This window comes from Scandinavium sp., assembly GCF_032012665.1.
Lineage (GTDB): Bacteria > Pseudomonadota > Gammaproteobacteria > Enterobacterales > Enterobacteriaceae > Scandinavium.
The window spans coordinates 206,149-223,977 of sequence record NZ_DALZVG010000001.1 but is presented as its reverse complement, the minus strand read 5'-3'; the positions used below and the strand labels follow the sequence as shown (position 1 = coordinate 223,977).

Below are 17,829 nucleotides of genomic sequence, written 5' to 3'. Positions count from 1 at the left end.
CTCGCCGTATTCGCGAGGCTATGTTAGCATTACCCTCCTGTATTCCACCTTCCAGCGTTTCAGAGCCTGCCAATGAGTTATCAGGTCTTAGCCCGAAAATGGCGACCACAAACCTTTGCTGACGTCGTCGGCCAGGAACATGTGCTGACCGCACTGGCGAACGGCCTGGCGTCCGGTCGTATCCATCATGCGTACCTGTTTTCCGGCACTCGTGGGGTGGGGAAAACCTCCATCGCGCGTCTGTTGGCGAAAGGGCTGAACTGCGAAAGCGGCATCACCGCCACGCCGTGCGGCGTGTGTGATAACTGTCGTGAAATCGAGCAGGGGCGCTTTGTCGATCTGATTGAGATTGACGCCGCCTCGCGCACCAAAGTTGAAGATACCCGTGACCTGCTGGACAACGTGCAGTACGCGCCTGCCCGCGGTCGCTTCAAGGTCTACCTGATCGATGAAGTGCACATGCTCTCCCGTCACAGCTTCAACGCGCTGCTGAAAACGCTGGAAGAGCCGCCGTCGCACGTCAAATTCCTGCTGGCCACCACCGATCCGCAAAAGCTGCCGGTGACGATCCTTTCCCGCTGCCTGCAGTTCCATCTTAAAGCGCTCGACGTCGATCAGATCCGCGAGCAGCTGGAACATATTCTGGGCGAGGAGCACATCGCTTCTGAGCCGCGCGCGCTGCAGCTGCTGGCGCGCGCCGCCGACGGCAGCCTGCGTGACGCATTAAGCCTTACCGATCAGGCGATTGCCAGCGGTGACGGGCAGCTGACCGCCGCGACTGTCAGCACCATGCTCGGCACGCTGGATGACGATCAGGCGCTTTCCCTGATTGAAGCGCTGGTGGCCGCCAACGGCGAACAGGTTATGTCGCTTATTCACGAAGCGGCATCCCGCGGTATTGAGTGGGAAGCGCTGCTGGTGGAAATGCAAAGCCTGCTGCACCGCATCGCAATGGTGCAGCTGTCGCCGTCGGCGCTGGGCAGCGACATGGCGGCGGTCGAACACCGCATGCGCGAGCTGGCGCGAACCGTGCCGCCAGCCGATATTCAGCTCTATTACCAGACGCTGCTGATGGGCCGCAAAGAGCTGCCCTATGCGCCGGACCGCAGAATGGGTATTGAGATGACCCTGCTGCGTGCGCTGGCGTTCCATCCTCGTCAGCCGCTACCTGAGCCGGACGTTCAACCACAGTCGTTCGCGCCTGTGGCACCCACGGCGGTGATGCACCCGACGCAGGTTTCGCAGCAGCAGGCACCTGCCGCACCCGCGTATCAAAGCGAAACGTTGCCGGACTCCACCAGCTCCGTGCTGGCGGCCCGCAGCCAGCTGCAACGGGCTCAGGGAGCACCCAAAGCAAAAAAGAGTGAACCGGCCACCGCATCCCGCGCGCGGCCGGTGAACAGTGCTGCGTTAGAGAGACTGGCCTCGGTCACGGAACGCGTTCAGGCGCGCCCGTCTCCTTCGGCGCTCGAAGAGCAGCAGCCAAAGAAAAAAGAAGCCTACCGCTGGAAAGCAACCACCGTTGTGGAAGAGGTGAAGGAAGCGGTTGCCACGCCGAAGGCGCTGAAAAAAGCGCTGGAGCATGAGAAAACCCCGGAGCTCGCCGCGAAGCTGGCAGTGGAATCCATCGAGCGCGACGGTTGGGCGGCAGAAATCAGCCGCATGAAATTGCCTAAACTGGTAGAACAGGTGGCGCTTAACGCCTGGAAAGAGCAAAACGGCGCGGCAGTTTGCCTGCATCTGCGACCGAGCCAGCGCCATCTCAATAACGGCAGCGCGCAGAAGGTGCTGACGGATGCGCTGAGCGAGTTAAACGGCACGGCGGTTGAACTGACCATCGTGGAAGATGATAATCCGGCGGTATTAACGCCGCTGGAGTGGCGTCAGGCCATTTACGAAGAGAAGCTCGCGCAGGCGCGCGAGGCCATCAGTGCCGATAACAACATCCAGACCCTGCGCCGCTTTTTCGATGCGGATCTGGATGAAGAGAGTATTCGACCCATTTGACCGTAAGCCCGTCTTGCGGTTGAACCTATTAACATGACTGACTGAGAGATAAGCCTATGTTTGGTGGAAAAGGCGGTCTGGGTAACCTGATGAAACAGGCCCAGCAGATGCAAGAAAAAATGCAGAAAGCGCAGGAAGAGATCGCTCAACTGGAAGTGACCGGTGAGTCTGGCGCAGGCCTGGTGAAGGTCACCATTAACGGTGCGCACAACTGCCGTCGCGTTGAGATTGACCCAAGCCTGCTCGAAGATGACAAAGATATGCTGGAAGATCTGGTTGCCGCCGCGTTTAACGACGCCGCGCGCCGCATCGAAGAAACCCAGAAAGAAAAAATGGCTTCTGTCTCCTCCGGGATGCAGCTGCCGCCAGGCTTTAAGATGCCGTTCTGATGACGGTGAAAGGGCGACAGAAATGTCGCCCTTTTTGCTTTAGCTTTCCACTAACGCGTTATAACCTTCAGCCAGAAAATCAATCAGTGCCCGCACCGCCGGCAGTTGCCCACGGCGTGAAGGATATACAACATGAATGATTTCTGGTTTCGCCCGCCACTCCGGCAGCAGCCGCACCAGTTTCCCGTCTCTCATCTGTTCATCCAGCATCAATAAAGGCAGCTGGACCACGCCGACTCCCGCTACGGCGGCTGCCCTCAGCGCAAGCATATCGGTGGTGATAAAACGTGGCTGATGATGAAGAGTGGCTTCCTGCCCCTCAGGCCCTGTCAAAACCCAGCGATAGTGATTTTGCGCGCGAGCCCGTGCCAGGCTCGGCCAGTGCTGCAAATCGGCAGGTGAGGCGGGCAGGCCGAAGCGGGTGACTAAATCCGGGCTGGCAACCAGGCACATATTACGCGTCGCCAGTTTACGCATAACCAGTTCGCTGTCTTCAAGGGGCAGAGGACGGACGCGAATCGCAAGGTCGATGTTCTCATTCAGGACGTCCACCCTGCGGTTGGTTTCTTCGAGCTGCACCGTTACCTTCGGATACTTCAGCATAAACTGCGCCAGCATCTCGCCCACATGGACATGCAAAAGTGCGACAGGGCAGGTCAGGCGAATCAGCCCGCAGGGTTCGGCTTGCAGGCTTTCCATGGCCTCCTGCGCGGCCTCCGCTTCGATGATCATTGCTTTGCAGTGACGATAGAACAGCTGCCCGGCATCGGTGATGGTAAAGCTGCGGGTTGAGCGCTGAATCAGGCGAGTTGCCAGCCGCTCTTCCAGCAGGGCAATACGCCGGCTGAGGCGAGATTTTGGCACCCCGATAGCCCGGCCCGCCGGCGAAAATCCGCCGTGCTCCACCACCTGCGCGAAGTACCACAAATCGTTGAGATCCTGCATAGGATTGTCCTGTTATTGGAACGCTGAGTTCATTTTTTCAGTCTACCGCAATCATTGTCTTGTCGATAAGCTTTAACGCATCGAACAACTGTGTACCGGAGAGAAAAATGAAATCAATTCTTGGCGTTTACTCAGCACCGAAATCCCATTGGGTGGGTGACGGGTTCCCGGTTCGTTCCCTGTTTTCTTATGCAAAATTTGCCCAACAGCTCAGCCCTTTTTTGCTGCTGGACTATGCCGGGCCTGCGGAATTCAAAGCGAGCAATAAAGGCCAGCGCGGGGTAGACGTTCATCCACACCGTGGGTTTGAAACGGTGACGATCGTCTATAAAGGCGAAGTCGCGCATCGCGATTCCACCGGCAGCGGCGACGTGATTGGCCCAGGCGACGTTCAGTGGATGACCGCCGGGAGCGGAATTTTGCATGAAGAGTTTCACTCTCCGGCCTTCAGTGAAAAAGGCGGAACGCTGGAAATGGTACAGCTTTGGGTGAACCTGCCGGCGAAGAACAAATCCACCCCAGCGGCTTACCAATCGATAACCGACGGCGATATTCCGCAGGTGGCATTGCCGGATAACGCCGGTCTGGCGCGAGTGATTGCCGGTGAACTGGACGGTCATAAAGGCCCGGCGAAAACCTTCTCGCCGATGCGCATTCTTGACCTGCGCCTTAACCCCGACAGCACAACCACGCTGTCTCTGCCGGATGGCTGGAACACTGCGCTGGTGGTACTGAAAGGCACGGTGCAGGTGAATGGTCAGGAAATTGCGCGGGAAGCGCAGCTGGTCGTACTGGATGCGAAAGGCGAAAGCGTAACGCTTGAATCCAACAACGACGCCACCGTGCTGGTGCTCAGTGGCGAACCGCTGAATGAGCCAGTGGTTGGCTATGGCCCGTTTGTGATGAACACCCGTGAGGAAATCAACCAGGCCATCGACGATTTCAATCAGGGACGATTCGGCCAGCAGGCCGGGTAAGCGATAACGGCTACCGACCCGGTAGCCGTTCAATTTTAATCAGTCGGAGAACACAATCATGACCCCTGCAAATTTTAATGGCCAAAAGCCAATGATCGACCCGAACGATGCGGTGCTGTTGCTTATCGATCACCAGAGCGGTTTGTTCCAGCTTGTCCACGATATGCCAATGACCACGCTGCGTACTCACGCCACGGTGCTCGCCAAAATGGCGACTCTGGCCAATATCCCGGTTATTACCACCGCCTCTGTACCCCAGGGGCCGAACGGGCCGCTGATCCCAGAGATCCACAAATATGCGCCGCATGCGCAGTACGTGCCGCGCAAAGGTGAGATAAACGCCTGGGATAACCCTGAATTCGTCGCTGCGGTGAAAGCCACCGGACGTAAGACGATCATTATTGCCGGTACCGTCACCAGTGTTTGTATGGCGTTCCCGGCCATCAGCGCGGTGGCTGACGGCTTTAAAGTTTTCGCGGTGATTGATGCGTCCGGGACGTATTCCAAAATGGCCGAGGAAATCAGCCTGGCGCGCGTGGTGCAGGCGGGGGTTGTGCCGCTGGATATGGCTGCCGTCGTGGCGGAAATTCAGCACACCTGGAACCGTGATGATGCGATGGAATGGGCAAACCTGTGGTCAGGCGTATTCACCGAATATCCGCTGTTGATGGAAAGCTATCAGAAGGCGCAAGAGGTGGTGACGAATCAGGAAACACTGGATTCGCAGCGTACCTGAGTCATCTTCTCTGCGCGAGCGATGGCGTAGAAGAATCTTTTCCTATGCCCGTCGCGGGGGCTAGTGTTAGGCTATGCCCCATTCTTTTTCCAGAAGTCTGAGTGATGCAAACCAGTCCTTTACTTACCACCCTTATGGAAGCGCTGCGCTGTCTGCCGGGCGTTGGCCCGAAGTCGGCGCAGCGTATGGCGTTCACCCTGCTGCAGCGCGATCGCAGCGGCGGGATGCGCCTGGCGCAGGCGTTGACCCGGGCGATGTCTGAAATCGGCCACTGTGCCGATTGCCGGACGTTCACCGAGCAGGACGTGTGCAACATCTGTTCGAACCCGCGTCGTCAGGAAAACGGCCAGATTTGCGTGGTGGAGAGCCCGGCGGACATCTACGCCATTGAACAAACCGGGCAGTTCTCCGGCCGCTACTTCGTGCTGATGGGACATCTGTCGCCGCTCGACGGCATCGGGCCGGATGATATCGGCCTCGACCGCCTTGAGCAGCGCTTAAGCAGCGAGCAGATGAAGGAAGTGATCCTCGCCACCAACCCGACGGTGGAAGGAGAAGCGACCGCCAACTACATCGCTGAGCTCTGCGGACAATATGGCGTTGAAGCCAGCCGTATCGCCCACGGCGTGCCGGTCGGCGGCGAGCTGGAAATGGTTGATGGCACCACGCTGTCGCACTCTCTTGCCGGGCGTCACAAAATTCGTTTTTAACAGGCGCGAGGAGATTTATCTCCCCGTGCTTGAAAATGTCCCCACCCAACCCCATCTCCCCCTCAACGCTTTTTTACTCTGTTGTTTAATTTGGCATTGAGGAATTTTCCGATGAAAGGACAAGAAACCCGCGGTTTCCAGTCAGAAGTGAAGCAGCTGCTGCACCTGATGATCCATTCTCTCTATTCAAATAAAGAAATTTTCCTGCGCGAGCTGATTTCCAACGCCTCCGATGCGGCGGACAAGCTGCGCTTCCGTGCGCTGTCTGACGCCTCCCTGTACGAAGGTGACGGCGACCTGCGCGTGCGCGTGTCGTTTGATAAAGAAAAACGCACCCTGACCATCGCCGACAACGGTATCGGCATGAACCGTGACGAGGTGGTCGATCACCTGGGGACCATTGCTAAATCCGGCACCAAAGCCTTCCTGCAATCCATGGGCTCCGACCAGGCGAAAGACAGCCAGCTGATTGGTCAGTTCGGCGTCGGCTTCTATTCCGCGTTCATCGTGGCGGACAAAGTCACCGTTCGCACCCGCGCGGCGGGCGACAGCGCTGAAAACGGCGTGTTCTGGGAATCTGAAGGCGAAGGTGAATACACCGTAGCCGATATCACCAAAGCCGATCGCGGCACCGAGATCACTCTGCATCTGCGCGAAGGCGAAGACGATTTCCTGAATGACTGGCGCGTGCGCTCGATCATCAGCAAATATTCCGATCATATCGCGCTGCCGGTTGAAATTGAGAAAACCGAAGACGTTGACGGCGAAACCGTTGTCTCCTGGGAGAAAATTAACAAGGCCCAGGCGCTTTGGACCCGCAGCAAGTCTGAAATCAAAGACGAAGAGTACAACGAATTCTATAAGCACATTGCCCACGACTTTACCGACCCGCTGGCCTGGAGCCACAACCGCGTCGAAGGTAAACAGGAGTATACCAGCCTGCTGTATATCCCGGCGCAGGCACCGTGGGACATGTGGAACCGCGATCACAAGCATGGCCTGAAGCTGTACGTGCAGCGCGTATTCATCATGGATGAAGCGGAGCAGTTCATGCCGAACTACCTGCGCTTTGTGCGTGGCCTCGTGGATTCCAACGATCTGCCGCTGAACGTTTCACGCGAAATCCTTCAGGACAGCAGCGTGACCCGCAATTTGCGCAATGCGCTCAGCAAACGCGCGCTGCAGATGCTGGAAAAACTGGCAAAAGACGACGCGGAAAAATACCAGACCTTCTGGAAACAGTTCGGCCTCGTGCTGAAAGAGGGCCCGGCGGAAGACAGCGCTAACCAGCAGACCATCGCTAAGCTGCTGCGCTTTGCTTCCACACATAACGATTCTTCTGAGCAGACCGTATCGCTGGAAGAGTACGTGGCGCGCATGAAGGAAGGGCAGGAGAAGATCTACTACATCACCGCGGACAGCTACGCGGCGGCGAAGAGCAGCCCGCATCTGGAGCTGCTGCGTAAGAAAGGCATCGAAGTGCTGCTGCTTTCTGACCGCATCGACGAGTGGATGATGAGTTATCTCACCGAGTTCGACGGCAAACCGTTCCAGTCCGTCGCGAAAACCGACGAGTCGCTGGATAAGCTCGCCGATGAAGTGGATGAATCCACCAAAGAAGCGGAAAAAGCGCTGACGCCGTTTATCGAGCGTGTGAAAACCCTGCTGGGTGAGCGCGTGAAAGAGGTTCGTCTGACGCATCGCCTGACCGACACGCCGGCCATCGTCACCACCGAAGCGGACGAAATGAGCACTCAGATGGCGAAGCTGTTTGCCGCCGCGGGCCAGAGCGTTCCGGAAGTGAAGTACATCTTCGAGTTGAACCCGGATCATACGCTGGTAAAACGCGCGGCCGATACCCAGGACGATGCACAGTTTGGCGAATGGGTTGAGCTGCTGCTGGACCAGGCGCTGTTCGCCGAGCGCGGCACGCTGGAAGATCCTAACCTGTTTATCAAACGCATGAACCAGCTGCTGGTTTCCTGATAGTCCTGTGATTATGCCGGATGCGGCTTACGCCGCATCCGGCATTTTCTTTGCCAAATCACCGGCGCTGTAGTATTTCCCTCTCGTTAACCGTTTCAGCCGTCCCGCCTTCCTTGAGCGAGCCGCCGTCTGGTGGTATCGTTTAGCGCTTTTGAAAAATTGAACCAACATTTGAGGGGATTTTCGCAATGCGTATTATTCTGCTTGGCGCTCCGGGCGCGGGTAAAGGAACTCAGGCGCAGTTCATCATGGAGAAGTACGGTATTCCGCAAATCTCCACCGGCGATATGCTGCGTGCCGCAGTGAAATCAGGCTCCGAGCTGGGCAAACAGGCAAAAGACATCATGGACGCTGGTAAGCTGGTGACCGATGAGCTGGTGATTGCCCTGGTGAAAGAACGCATTGCGCAGGAAGACTGCCGCAACGGTTTCCTGCTCGACGGCTTCCCGCGTACTATTCCGCAGGCAGACGCGATGAAAGAAGCGGGCATCAACGTGGACTACGTTCTGGAGTTTGACGTTCCTGATGAACTGATCGTTGACCGTATCATTGGTCGTCGCGTACACGCTGCCTCCGGCCGCGTTTACCACATCAAATTCAACCCGCCTAAGGTTGAAGGCAAAGACGACGTGACCGGCGAAGAGCTGACCACCCGTAAAGACGATCAGGAAGAAACTGTGCGTAAACGCCTGGTGGAATACCATCAGATGACCGCGCCGCTGATCGGCTACTACTCCAAAGAAGCGCAGGCGGGTAACACCAAATACGTCAAAGTGGACGGCACCAAAGCCGTGGCTGATGTTCGCGCTGAACTGGCTAAAATCCTCGGCTGATACCGCGGTCATTGCCGGGTGGCGCAAGCTTACCCGGCCTGCGATGCATTTGTAGGCCAGGTAAGGCATTAGCCGCCACCTGGCAATCAGCGCCATCAGGCAACCTTCGCTGGCACCTCTCACAGCAATTAGTTCTTCTTTCTCCCTTTTCCGTTACAATTATCAGCCATTTACCCAGTTAAGAGGCGGTAATGCGTCAGACGAAAACCGGTATTCTGTTAGCGAACCTCGGCACGCCCGATGCGCCCACCCCCGAAGCGGTCAAACGCTATCTGCGTCAGTTCCTGAGCGATTCCCGCGTTGTGGATACGCCGCGTGCGCTGTGGTGGCCGCTGCTGCGTGGCGTTATTCTGCCTCTGCGTTCCCCGCGAGTGGCAAAACTCTATCAGTCCGTGTGGATGGAAGAGGGCTCGCCGCTGATGGTCTACAGCCGTCGTCAGCAGGCCGCGCTGGCGAAGCGCCTGCCGGAAGTACCCGTGGCGCTGGGTATGAGCTATGGTTCGCCATCGCTGGAAAGCGCTGTGGAAGAGCTGCTGGCACAGGATGTGGACCATATCGTCGTGCTGCCGCTCTATCCGCAGTACTCCTGCTCAACGGTTGCTGCGGTGTGGGATGAACTGGCGCGTATCCTCGCGACCCGTCGCCGCATTCCGGGTGTCTCCTTTATCCGCGATTATGCCGACGACAGCGACTATATTCAGGCGCTGGTCAGCAGCGTGAGAGCTTCGTTTGCCGAACATGGCGAGCCGGACGTGCTGCTGCTCTCTTATCATGGTATACCGCAGCGCTACGCGGACGAGGGCGATGACTATCCGCAGCGCTGCCGTGACACGACTCGCGAGCTGGTGTCGGCGCTTGGCATTTCCCACGACAAAGTGATGATGACGTTCCAGTCGCGCTTTGGCCGTGAGCCATGGCTCACGCCGTACACCGATGAAACCCTGAAGATGCTTGGCGAAAAAGGTGTAAAGCACGTGCAGGTGATGTGCCCGGGCTTTTCGGCGGACTGCCTGGAAACGCTGGAAGAGATTGCCGTACAGAATAAAGAGTTCTTCCTCGAAGCGGGCGGCAAAAAGTATGAATACATTCCAGCGCTCAATGCGAATGCTGAACATATCGAGATGATGGTGAACCTCACCGCACCGTATCGCTAAACGCGCGGGAAGCAGCGAATAAGCGGGGAATATGCTACTATTCTTCGCTTATTCTCAGCCATTCGATCGCAGCCCATGAAATTTCCCGGTAAACGCAAATCCAAACACTATTTCCCCGTTAACGCCCGCGACCCGCTGTTACAGCAAATTCAGCCCGAAGCCGAAACCGGCACCTCCTGGGTGGTGGGTATCGATCAGACGCTGGTGGATATTGAAGCCAGGGTAGACGATGCATTTGTCGCCCGCTACGGCCTGAGCAGCGGCCATTCTCTGGTGATCGAGGACGATGTGGCGGAAGCGCTTTATCAGGAGCTGGTGCGCGAGAATCTGATCACCCATCAGTTTGCCGGCGGTACCATCGGTAACACCATGCACAACTACTCCGTTTTGGCAGATGACCGCTCGGTGCTGCTAGGTGTAATGTGCAGCAACATCGAAATCGGCGGCTATGCCTACCGCTACCTCTGCAATACCTCCAGCCGTACCGACCTGAACTATCTGCAGGGCGTAAACGGCCCGATTGGCCGCTGCTTCACCCTTATCAGCGACAGCGGCGAGCGCACCTTTGCCATCAGTCCTGGCCACATGAACCGGCTGCGTGCCGACAGCATTCCGGAAGAGGTCATTGCCGGGGCTTCTGCGCTGGTGCTCACATCCTACCTCGTGCGCTGTAAGCCGGGTGAACCGATGCCGGAAGCAACCATGAAGGCCATCGAATACGCCAAAAAGCATGACGTGCCGGTGGTGCTGACGCTCGGGACGAAATTTGTCATCGCCGATAATCCTGAGTGGTGGCAGGCCTTTCTGAAAGAGCACGTGTCGATTCTGGCGATGAACGAAGAAGAGGCCGAGGCGCTTACCGGCATTGCCGACCCGCTACTGGCCTCCGATAAGGCGCTGGACTGGGTTGACCTGGTTTTATGTACCGCAGGACCGGTTGGCCTGTATATGGCAGGCTTTACGGAAGAAGAGAAGAAGCGCCTGACGCAGCATCCGCTGCTGCCGGGGGCGATTGCCGAATTTAACCAGTACGAATTCAGCCGCGCGATGCGCTACAAAGACTGCCAGAATCCGCTGCGTATTTACTCGCACATTGCGCCGTACATGGGCGGCCCTGAGAAAATCATGAACACCAACGGCGCAGGCGACGGTGCGCTGGCGGCGCTCCTGCACGATATTACGGCAAATAATTATCACCGTAACAACGTGCCGAATTCCAGCAAGCACGCGTTTACCTGGCTGACCTATTCATCACTGGCGCAGGTGTGTAAGTATGCCAACCGCGTGAGCTATCAGGTGCTGAACCAGCATTCACCGCGCCTGACGCGTGGCCTGCCGGAGCGGGAAGACAGCCTGGAAGAAGCTTACTGGGATCGATAAGATTTCTCCGGCGGCGCTCTGCTGGCCGGGGCTACGGTTTTTCGTAGGCCTGCTAAGCGGAGCGCCAGCAGGCAATGTGAATTATCCTGTCACCGCTTCGTCCACCGGCGGGCTTTCCAGCAGCGTCAGCATCGTATTGGCAATCTCACGTTCGCCCATTACCACCTTATTCGCGCCGCGTTCGGTGATGTACTCCACCTCATCGTCGTAATGCGCACGGGCGATAATCTCGATATTTGGGCATTTCTCGCGAGCGGAGGCGACAATTTCCCCGGCTTCGTAGCCATTCGGGATGGTCAGCAGCAGCCAGCGGGCGCAGTCGAGGTGCGCCAGGTTCATGATCTCTTCGCTTGCCGCGTTCCCCAGCACCGCACGGATGCCGCGCTCTCGCAGCTCGTCCACGCGCGTACGTGAGGTTTCAATGACCACCAGCGGGATACCCTGCGCCATCAGCTTCTCACCAAGCAGGCTGCCGACGCGGCCATAACCGACCAGCAGCGCGTGATTGCAGATATCCACCGGAATTTGCTTCTCATCTTCCAGCGCTTCTTCCAGCGTTTGTTCCTCAAGGGTTTCGGTTTTATTGAGGTATTTTTCCAGCACCGCAAACAGTATCGGGTTGAGCATAATTGACAGGATCGCACCCGCCAGCACCAGATTCTGTCCGGCCTGCGGCAGCAGATCCAGCGCGATGCCAAGCCCGGCCAGGATAAAGGCAAACTCACCAATCTGCGCAAGGCTTGCGGCAATGGTCAGCGCGGTACGTTGGGAGTGGCCGAACAGGCGCACCAGAATAAAGGCGGCAAGAGATTTACCGAAGATGATGATTGCCAGCGTGCCGAGTACCGCCATCGGCTGGTTAACCAGCACCATCGGATCGAACAGCATGCCGACTGAAACAAAGAACAGTACCGCGAAGGCATCGCGCAGCGGCAGCGTGTCGTGGGCGGCACGGTGGCTCAGTTCGGATTCATTCAGCACCATTCCGGCGAAGAATGCGCCGAGCGCGAAGGAAACGTCAAACAGTTCGACAGCACCGAAAGCGATGCCCAGCGCCAGCGCCAGCACGGAAAGGGTGAACAGCTCGCGGGAGCCGGTAGCAGCGCTCCGTGCCATGATCCACGGCACCAGGCGGCGACCCACCAGCAGCATTACGGCGATAAACGCAATGACTTTACCGATTGTCAGGCCTAAATCGAGGGCGAGCGTGGCAAAGCCCACGTCGCCCTGTTCCATCATGCTGGCGATGGCCGGCAGCATGACCAGCGTCAGCACCATCACCAGATCTTCCACGATCAGCCAGCCGATAGCGATTTGCCCTCGCTGACTGTCTATCAGCTGCCTCTCCTCAAGCGCACGCAGCAGCACCACGGTACTGGCGGTTGAGAGACACAGTCCAAAGACGATGCCGGTCATCAGCGACCAGCCTAATCCCGCTGCAAGCGCCATACCCAGCAACGTTGCCACCGCAATCTGGGCAATTGCGCCGGGAATGGCGATGGCCTTTACCGCCATCAAATCCTTCAGAGAGAAGTGCAGGCCGACGCCGAACATCAGCAGGATGACGCCGAGCTCTGCCAGCTCCGGCGCCAGTTTGGTATCGGCTACAAAGCCTGGAGTAAACGGCCCTGACAGCACACCGGCTAACAAATAACCCACCAGAGGTGAAATGCGCAGTTTGTTGGCAATCATGCCGAAGATAAAGGCGAGGACAAGCCCCCCTACAATGGTGGTGATTAGCGGTGTGGCGTGGTGCATTCCGTCTCCTTTCGTGGCTGGTAGATCCATTTCTGGCGAAAACGCCAAAAAACCAGGTAATAGTTTATGACAATTCTCAGCAATCTGTTTATGAATAACTGTGGAATTTTGAAGAAAAACAGAATTAAAGAGGAAAAACGCACAGATGGGAAAAAGAGAGACTATTAATGGCCGGGAATGCTGATAAAACGTAGGTAAATAGCCGTCAGAATTTCACTCTGACGGCAAGTTATTCAGGCTTTATGACGATTGTCAGGCAGGAATATGGTCAACATCCCCAGTAATGGCAGGAAAGCGCAGATTTTGTAGACCTCTTCGATGCTGGTATGGTCAGCAACCACGCCGAGAACCGCAGCCCCCAAGCCACCCATGCCGAAAGCAAAACCAAAGAACAGACCTGAAACCATGCCAATTCGGCCCGGTAAAAGCTCCTGAGCGTACACCAGGATGGCGGAAAACGCCGACGCGAGGATAAAACCAATGATCACCGTCAGAATACCGGTCCATTCGAGTGATGCATAAGGTAAAATAAGCGTGAAGGGTGCAACGCCCAGGATAGAGCCCCAAATCACATATTTACGCCCAATCTTATCGCCAACGGGCCCGCCAATGACGGTTCCTGCAGCAACGGCAAACAGGAATGCAAACAAATGAAACTGGGCATTTTGTACCGATAATCCAAACTTATGCATCAGATAAAAGGTGTAATAGCTGCTGATGCTCGCCATATAGAAGTATTTTGAGAAAATCAGCAGAAGCAGCACGCAAACGGCCAGAATCACTTTGTTCCGCGGCAGCGGGTTAACAATGGCCGCTTTGGGTTTGCCTTTGTTCATACGGTGCTGTGCGGCGTACCAGCGGCTGATTTGCGCCAGCACGACAATGGCCAGCAGCGCGGCGAGCACGAACCAGCCTACGTTACCTTTCCCGTAAGGCGCGATGATCAGCGCCGCCAGCAGAGGGCCCAACGAGCTACCGAAGTTGCCGCCAACCTGGAACAGCGACTGCGCCAGGCCATGGCGTCCGCCAGAAGCCATACGCGCCACGCGCGACGATTCCGGATGGAATACTGAAGAACCGGTGCCCACCAGCGCTGCGGCAAGTACCACGGCCTCAAAGCTGCCCGCCATGGCCAGCAGCACCAGGCCGCTCAGGGTAAAGCACATACCAATCGGCAGCGACCACGGCATCGGATATTTGTCGGTCCAGTAGCCCACTACCGGCTGTAGCAGAGAAGAGGTCAGCTGGAAGGTGAGCGTAATCATCCCGATCTGCACGAAGGTGAGCGAAAACTCAGACTGTAGCAGCGGGTAAATCGCCAGAATCAGCGACTGGATCATATCGTTGAGCAGGTGAGAAAGACTGATTGCCCCGAGAATGCCAAAGGAGGTTTTTGATTTTGGCTTCGGCGCAGCGCTGCCGGGCAGCGTCGGACTGGTTTCACTGATTGCCATAGAAGTTCACTTAAGTTAATGGAGCGATAGCGACGTTGGGTAAAATCTTATCTGTAATAATTATCAGACTAAGATAACGGTCTCCGCCGTTTGAAGAAAGTCTCAATTCTGAAAACATATTTGTCTATGCTTGTTACTCATTGTAATTTCGGCAGTTGAAATTTATTCAGGGAGAGAGTCATGACATTGTTGAAACGCGGCGTGGTGCTGGCGATGCTGGCAGCGGGTCTGCTGGGTAGCCTGCAGGCCAGCGCTTATGAGCAGGATAAAACCTATAAAATAACCATCCTGCACACCAACGATCACCACGGGCATTTCTGGCGCAGCGAGTACGGTGAATACGGCCTGGCCGCGCAAAAGACGCTGGTGGACGGGATCCGTAAAGAGGTTGCAGCAGAAGGCGGCAGCGTGCTGCTGCTGTCCGGCGGTGATATCAACACCGGCGTGCCGGAGTCGGACCTGCAGGATGCCGAGCCCGATTTTCGCGGCATGAACCTGATTGGCTATGATGCGATGGCCGTCGGCAACCACGAATTCGATCATCCGCTGAGCGTGATTCGCCAGCAGGAAAAGTGGGTCAAATTCCCGTTCCTCTCCGCCAATATTTACCAGAAAAGTACCGGCGAGCGCCTGTTTAAACCCTGGGCGCTGTTCAATCGCCAGGGGCTGAAAATTGCCGTGATTGGCTTAACCACCGACGACACCGCAAAAATCGGTAATCCGGAAAACTTCACCGATATCGAATTCCGCAACCCGGCAGAAGAAGCGAAGCTGGTTATCCAGGAGCTGCAGCAGACGCAGAAACCTGACATGATCCTCGCCGCCACCCACATGGGGCATTACGACAACGGTAACCACGGCTCGAACGCGCCGGGCGACGTCGAAATGGCGCGCAGCCTGCCTGCCGGTTCGCTGGCGATGATTGTGGGTGGTCACTCACAGGATCCGGTTTGCATGGCCTCCGAAAACAAAAAGCAGGTTGATTACGTACCGGGCACGCCTTGTGCGCCGGATAAGCAAAACGGTATCTGGATTGTGCAGGCTCACGAATGGGGCAAATACGTGGGCCGCGCAGACTTCGAGTTCCGCAACGGTGAGATGAAGCTGGTGCACTATCAGCTGATTCCGGTCAATCTGAAGAAGAAGATCACCTATGACAACGGGCAAAGTGAGCGCGTACTTTACACGCCGCAAATCCCGGAGAACCCACAGATGCTGTCGCTGCTGACGCCGTTCCAGAACAAAGGTAAAGCACAGCTGTCCGTGAAAGTGGGTGACGTAAATGGCCATCTTGAAGGCGATCGCAGCAAGGTGCGCTTCGTCCAGACGAACATAGGCCATCTGATCCTCGCGGCGCAAATGGCGCGCACTAACGCAGACTTCGCGGTCATGAGCGGCGGCGGGATCCGCGACTCCATCGAGGCGGGAAAAATCACCTACAAAGACGTCCTGAAGGTTCAGCCGTTCGGCAACATCGTGGTGTATGTCGATATGACGGGCAAAGAGGTGACAGAATACCTGACTGCTGTTGCGCAAATGAAGCCGGACTCCGGCGCGTATCCGCAGTTTGCCAACGTCAGCTTTGTGGCGAAAGGCGGCCAGCTGAATGACCTGAAAATCAAAGGCGAGCCGGTCGACCCGAACAAAAAATACCGTATGGCAACGCTCAGCTTTAACGCCACGGGCGGCGATAGCTATCCGCATATCGACACCAAACCGGGCTATGTAAATACCGGGTTTATCGATGCCGAAGTGCTGAAGCAATATATCGAACAGAATTCACCGCTGGATGTGAATGCTTACGAACCGAAAGGGGAAGTGAGCTGGCAGTAGCCTGAAAAATGCCGGATGCGGCTTCGCCTTATCCGGCCTACGAAAAACGTCTGGTGCATACCCGTCAGTTTTGTAGGCCTGATAAGCGTAGCGCATCAGGCAAAACGGAAAACACCGGTGCCGGATGCGGCTTACAGAACTAATCCTGGCACGGTGTTTAATCCCGTCGCGCAATATCGGCAAACTTCGCGTCCAGTATCTTCGCCAGATCGTCTGCCGCCAGTTCGATATCCAGCCCTCGTTTGCCGCCAGAAACATAGATCGTCGGGAAGCTCTGTGCCGGGGCATCGATCAGCGTCGGCAGGCGTTTTTTCTGACCGAGCGGGCTGATGCCGCCTACCAGGTAGCCGGTGGTGCGCTGAGCAACCATCGGATCGGCCATATCCACTTTCTTTGCCCCTAAAGCTTTAGCGACTTTTTTCAGATCGAGCTGCGTGGCAACCGGCGTGACGGCAACGGCGAGATGCTTCATGTCCCCGTTTACGGCCACCAGCAGGGTTTTGTAAACCTGGTCGGCGTTCAGGCCGAGTTTGCGCACCACTTCATCGCCAAAGTTGGTTTCGTTGGGATCGTGATCGTAACTGTGAACCTGAAAAGCAATCTTGTTTTTTTCGAGTAACTTAACGGCGGGCGTCATAACAATCCTTCTTACAGCCGGAGTAAACGGGAAACAGCATACGCCTGAAGATTGCTGAAAAAATAGTACTATCTTGCGCAATTGTGTTGGCAGTGATGGACACTTTGAGCGACAATCGAAAGATCCGGAGTGCTAACTTCGGGATAATAATAATGATGAAATTCCTCTTTGACGGGCCAATAGAAATATTGGCCGCTTTTTTATCCCGGCTATGTTTTCAGCATCGACGGCAGATTCCCTTCCCCATATAAATGCAGCGCGCCCACAGCCACGACGTAGCGTCCGGGCGGCAGAGCATGCAGTTTGTCGCACCAGGCCAGATTGCGCTGATGCATCAGCACGTCGTACAGCGAATGGCTGAACGTGTTGGGAAGCGACGGCGGCTCAATGGGCGGTTGCTCCATCCACCAGCCGATCATCACCTGCAGCAACCGGGCATTGGTGTGCCAGTGGATCAGCGTATCGTCGAGTAAAGAGAGTCCACCGTCCGGCAGTTCGTGCAGTAGCGCAATCTGACTCTCCGATCCTTCCAGTTCGATCACCGGGCGCTGAGTTTCGCGTGCGCAGTTCAGCAGCTGATAATCAATACCGTAATCGGGGCGCAAACCAAGTTTTTGTGCCTGAGTCGCCTGCAGCACCATGGCGATTTGCCACAGTGGCTGTGTATCAAACAGGGCAAGTGACAGGCCGAGTTCGTCGCTCAACGTTTCCAGATGTTGATATTGGGATTTGCTTAAACGCTCGCGAAGCGGCGGGCAGGGCGGAAGATCGCGAAAAGGGGTTTCGTTACCTGAGATATCCGCTTCTACGATCAGCGCATCGGCCTGATGAATCAGTTTGATCAGCCGCGGCGGCAGCGGCGCCATATCGCGCGTGCCCATATGAATGCTGCCGACCAGATGCAGGTGCTGCCCACCAGGCAGCGATATGTCGAGCCCGGGCCACGCGTAGCGCCCACTAACCAGAGCGCACAGCGAAGTTTTTATCCGGTGAAACAGTCCCATACGCGCTCCCTGAAAAAAAGATCATG

15 protein-coding genes and 1 other annotated feature are annotated in these 17,829 nt (G+C 56.5%); of the genes, 10 read left to right on the top strand and 5 right to left on the bottom strand.

The genetic code is table 11. From position 1 onward, the window contains the following. The first annotated feature begins 72 nt into the window (after nt 1-72). Together dnaX and RTU33_RS01015 are read left to right on the top strand one after the other, a co-directional pair. A complete protein-coding gene (gene dnaX / locus RTU33_RS01020; protein ID WP_312624696.1) occupies nt 73-2,007 on the top strand; it encodes a DNA polymerase III subunit gamma/tau in 1,935 nt (644 codons plus the stop codon). Beyond that, nucleotides 1,337-1,401: a sequence feature (DnaX frameshifting element), on the top strand. Its footprint overlaps the gene before it by 65 nt. Before the next feature lie 56 nt (nt 2,008-2,063). Beyond that, nucleotides 2,064-2,396: a YbaB/EbfC family nucleoid-associated protein gene (locus RTU33_RS01015; RefSeq protein WP_097161555.1), complete on the top strand. Its 333-nt coding sequence runs from the start codon at nt 2,064-2,066 to the stop codon at nt 2,394-2,396. A 39-nt stretch (nt 2,397-2,435) separates the two neighbouring features. Here RTU33_RS01015 and RTU33_RS01010 read toward each other — a convergent pair whose 3' ends face one another. Next, on the bottom strand, nt 2,436-3,341 hold the full coding sequence (locus RTU33_RS01010; RefSeq protein ID WP_312624695.1) for a LysR family transcriptional regulator: 906 nt from the start codon (nt 3,339-3,341) through the stop codon (nt 2,436-2,438). Between the two features lie 107 nt (nt 3,342-3,448). Here RTU33_RS01010 and RTU33_RS01005 point away from each other — a divergent pair, with 107 nt between their 5' ends. The 7 genes from RTU33_RS01005 (at nt 3,449) to RTU33_RS00975 (ending at nt 11,117) form a co-directional block, all read left to right on the top strand. Further along, nucleotides 3,449-4,318 carry a pirin family protein gene (locus RTU33_RS01005; protein WP_312624694.1) on the top strand — a complete coding sequence of 290 codons (870 nt, stop codon included), beginning with the start codon at nt 3,449-3,451 and terminating at the stop codon, nt 4,316-4,318. 55 nt (nt 4,319-4,373) lie between these two features. Further along, nucleotides 4,374-5,054, top strand: coding sequence for an isochorismatase family protein (locus RTU33_RS01000; protein ID WP_312624911.1), 681 nt, complete (start codon nt 4,374-4,376; stop codon nt 5,052-5,054). Between the two features lie 104 nt (nt 5,055-5,158). Beyond that, on the top strand, nt 5,159-5,764 hold the full coding sequence (gene recR, locus RTU33_RS00995) for a recombination mediator RecR (protein WP_154160186.1): 606 nt from the start codon (nt 5,159-5,161) through the stop codon (nt 5,762-5,764). Between the two features lie 111 nt (nt 5,765-5,875). Continuing rightward, nucleotides 5,876-7,750, top strand: coding sequence for a molecular chaperone HtpG (gene htpG, locus RTU33_RS00990; RefSeq protein WP_312624692.1), 1,875 nt, complete (start codon nt 5,876-5,878; stop codon nt 7,748-7,750). Between the two features lie 188 nt (nt 7,751-7,938). Further along, entirely contained in the window at nt 7,939-8,583 is a 645-nt protein-coding gene (gene adk / locus RTU33_RS00985) for an adenylate kinase (RefSeq protein WP_312624691.1), read from the top strand. Nucleotides 8,584-8,774: 191 nt separating this feature from the next. Further along, the gene (hemH, locus tag RTU33_RS00980; protein ID WP_312624690.1) at nt 8,775-9,737 is read left to right on the top strand and encodes a ferrochelatase; all 963 of its coding nucleotides are present in this window, start codon (nt 8,775-8,777) and stop codon (nt 9,735-9,737) included. Nucleotides 9,738-9,812: 75 nt separating this feature from the next. Continuing rightward, on the top strand, nt 9,813-11,117 hold the full coding sequence (locus RTU33_RS00975) for an inosine/guanosine kinase (protein ID WP_312624688.1): 1,305 nt from the start codon (nt 9,813-9,815) through the stop codon (nt 11,115-11,117). 81 nt (nt 11,118-11,198) lie between these two features. On the opposite strand, the gene ybaL is transcribed toward RTU33_RS00975, so the two are convergent. Together ybaL and RTU33_RS00965 are read right to left on the bottom strand one after the other, a co-directional pair. Next, a complete protein-coding gene (gene ybaL / locus RTU33_RS00970; protein WP_312624687.1) occupies nt 11,199-12,875 on the bottom strand; it encodes a YbaL family putative K(+) efflux transporter in 1,677 nt (558 codons plus the stop codon). A 233-nt stretch (nt 12,876-13,108) separates the two neighbouring features. Further along, nucleotides 13,109-14,329: an MFS transporter gene (locus RTU33_RS00965; protein WP_312624686.1), complete on the bottom strand. Its 1,221-nt coding sequence runs from the start codon at nt 14,327-14,329 to the stop codon at nt 13,109-13,111. Between the two features lie 180 nt (nt 14,330-14,509). Here RTU33_RS00965 and ushA point away from each other — a divergent pair, with 180 nt between their 5' ends. Continuing rightward, nucleotides 14,510-16,162, top strand: coding sequence for a bifunctional UDP-sugar hydrolase/5'-nucleotidase UshA (gene ushA, locus RTU33_RS00960; protein ID WP_312624684.1), 1,653 nt, complete (start codon nt 14,510-14,512; stop codon nt 16,160-16,162). Nucleotides 16,163-16,319: 157 nt separating this feature from the next. Here the strand turns inward: ushA and ybaK are convergent, their stop codons facing one another. Beyond that, complete coding sequence (gene ybaK, locus RTU33_RS00955; RefSeq protein ID WP_312624683.1) at nt 16,320-16,799, bottom strand: Cys-tRNA(Pro)/Cys-tRNA(Cys) deacylase YbaK; 480 nt, start codon at nt 16,797-16,799, stop codon at nt 16,320-16,322. A gap of 209 nt (nt 16,800-17,008) precedes the next feature. Beyond that, nucleotides 17,009-17,803: a TraB/GumN family protein gene (locus RTU33_RS00950; RefSeq protein ID WP_312624682.1), complete on the bottom strand. Its 795-nt coding sequence runs from the start codon at nt 17,801-17,803 to the stop codon at nt 17,009-17,011. Between the last annotated feature and the right edge of the window lie 26 nt (nt 17,804-17,829).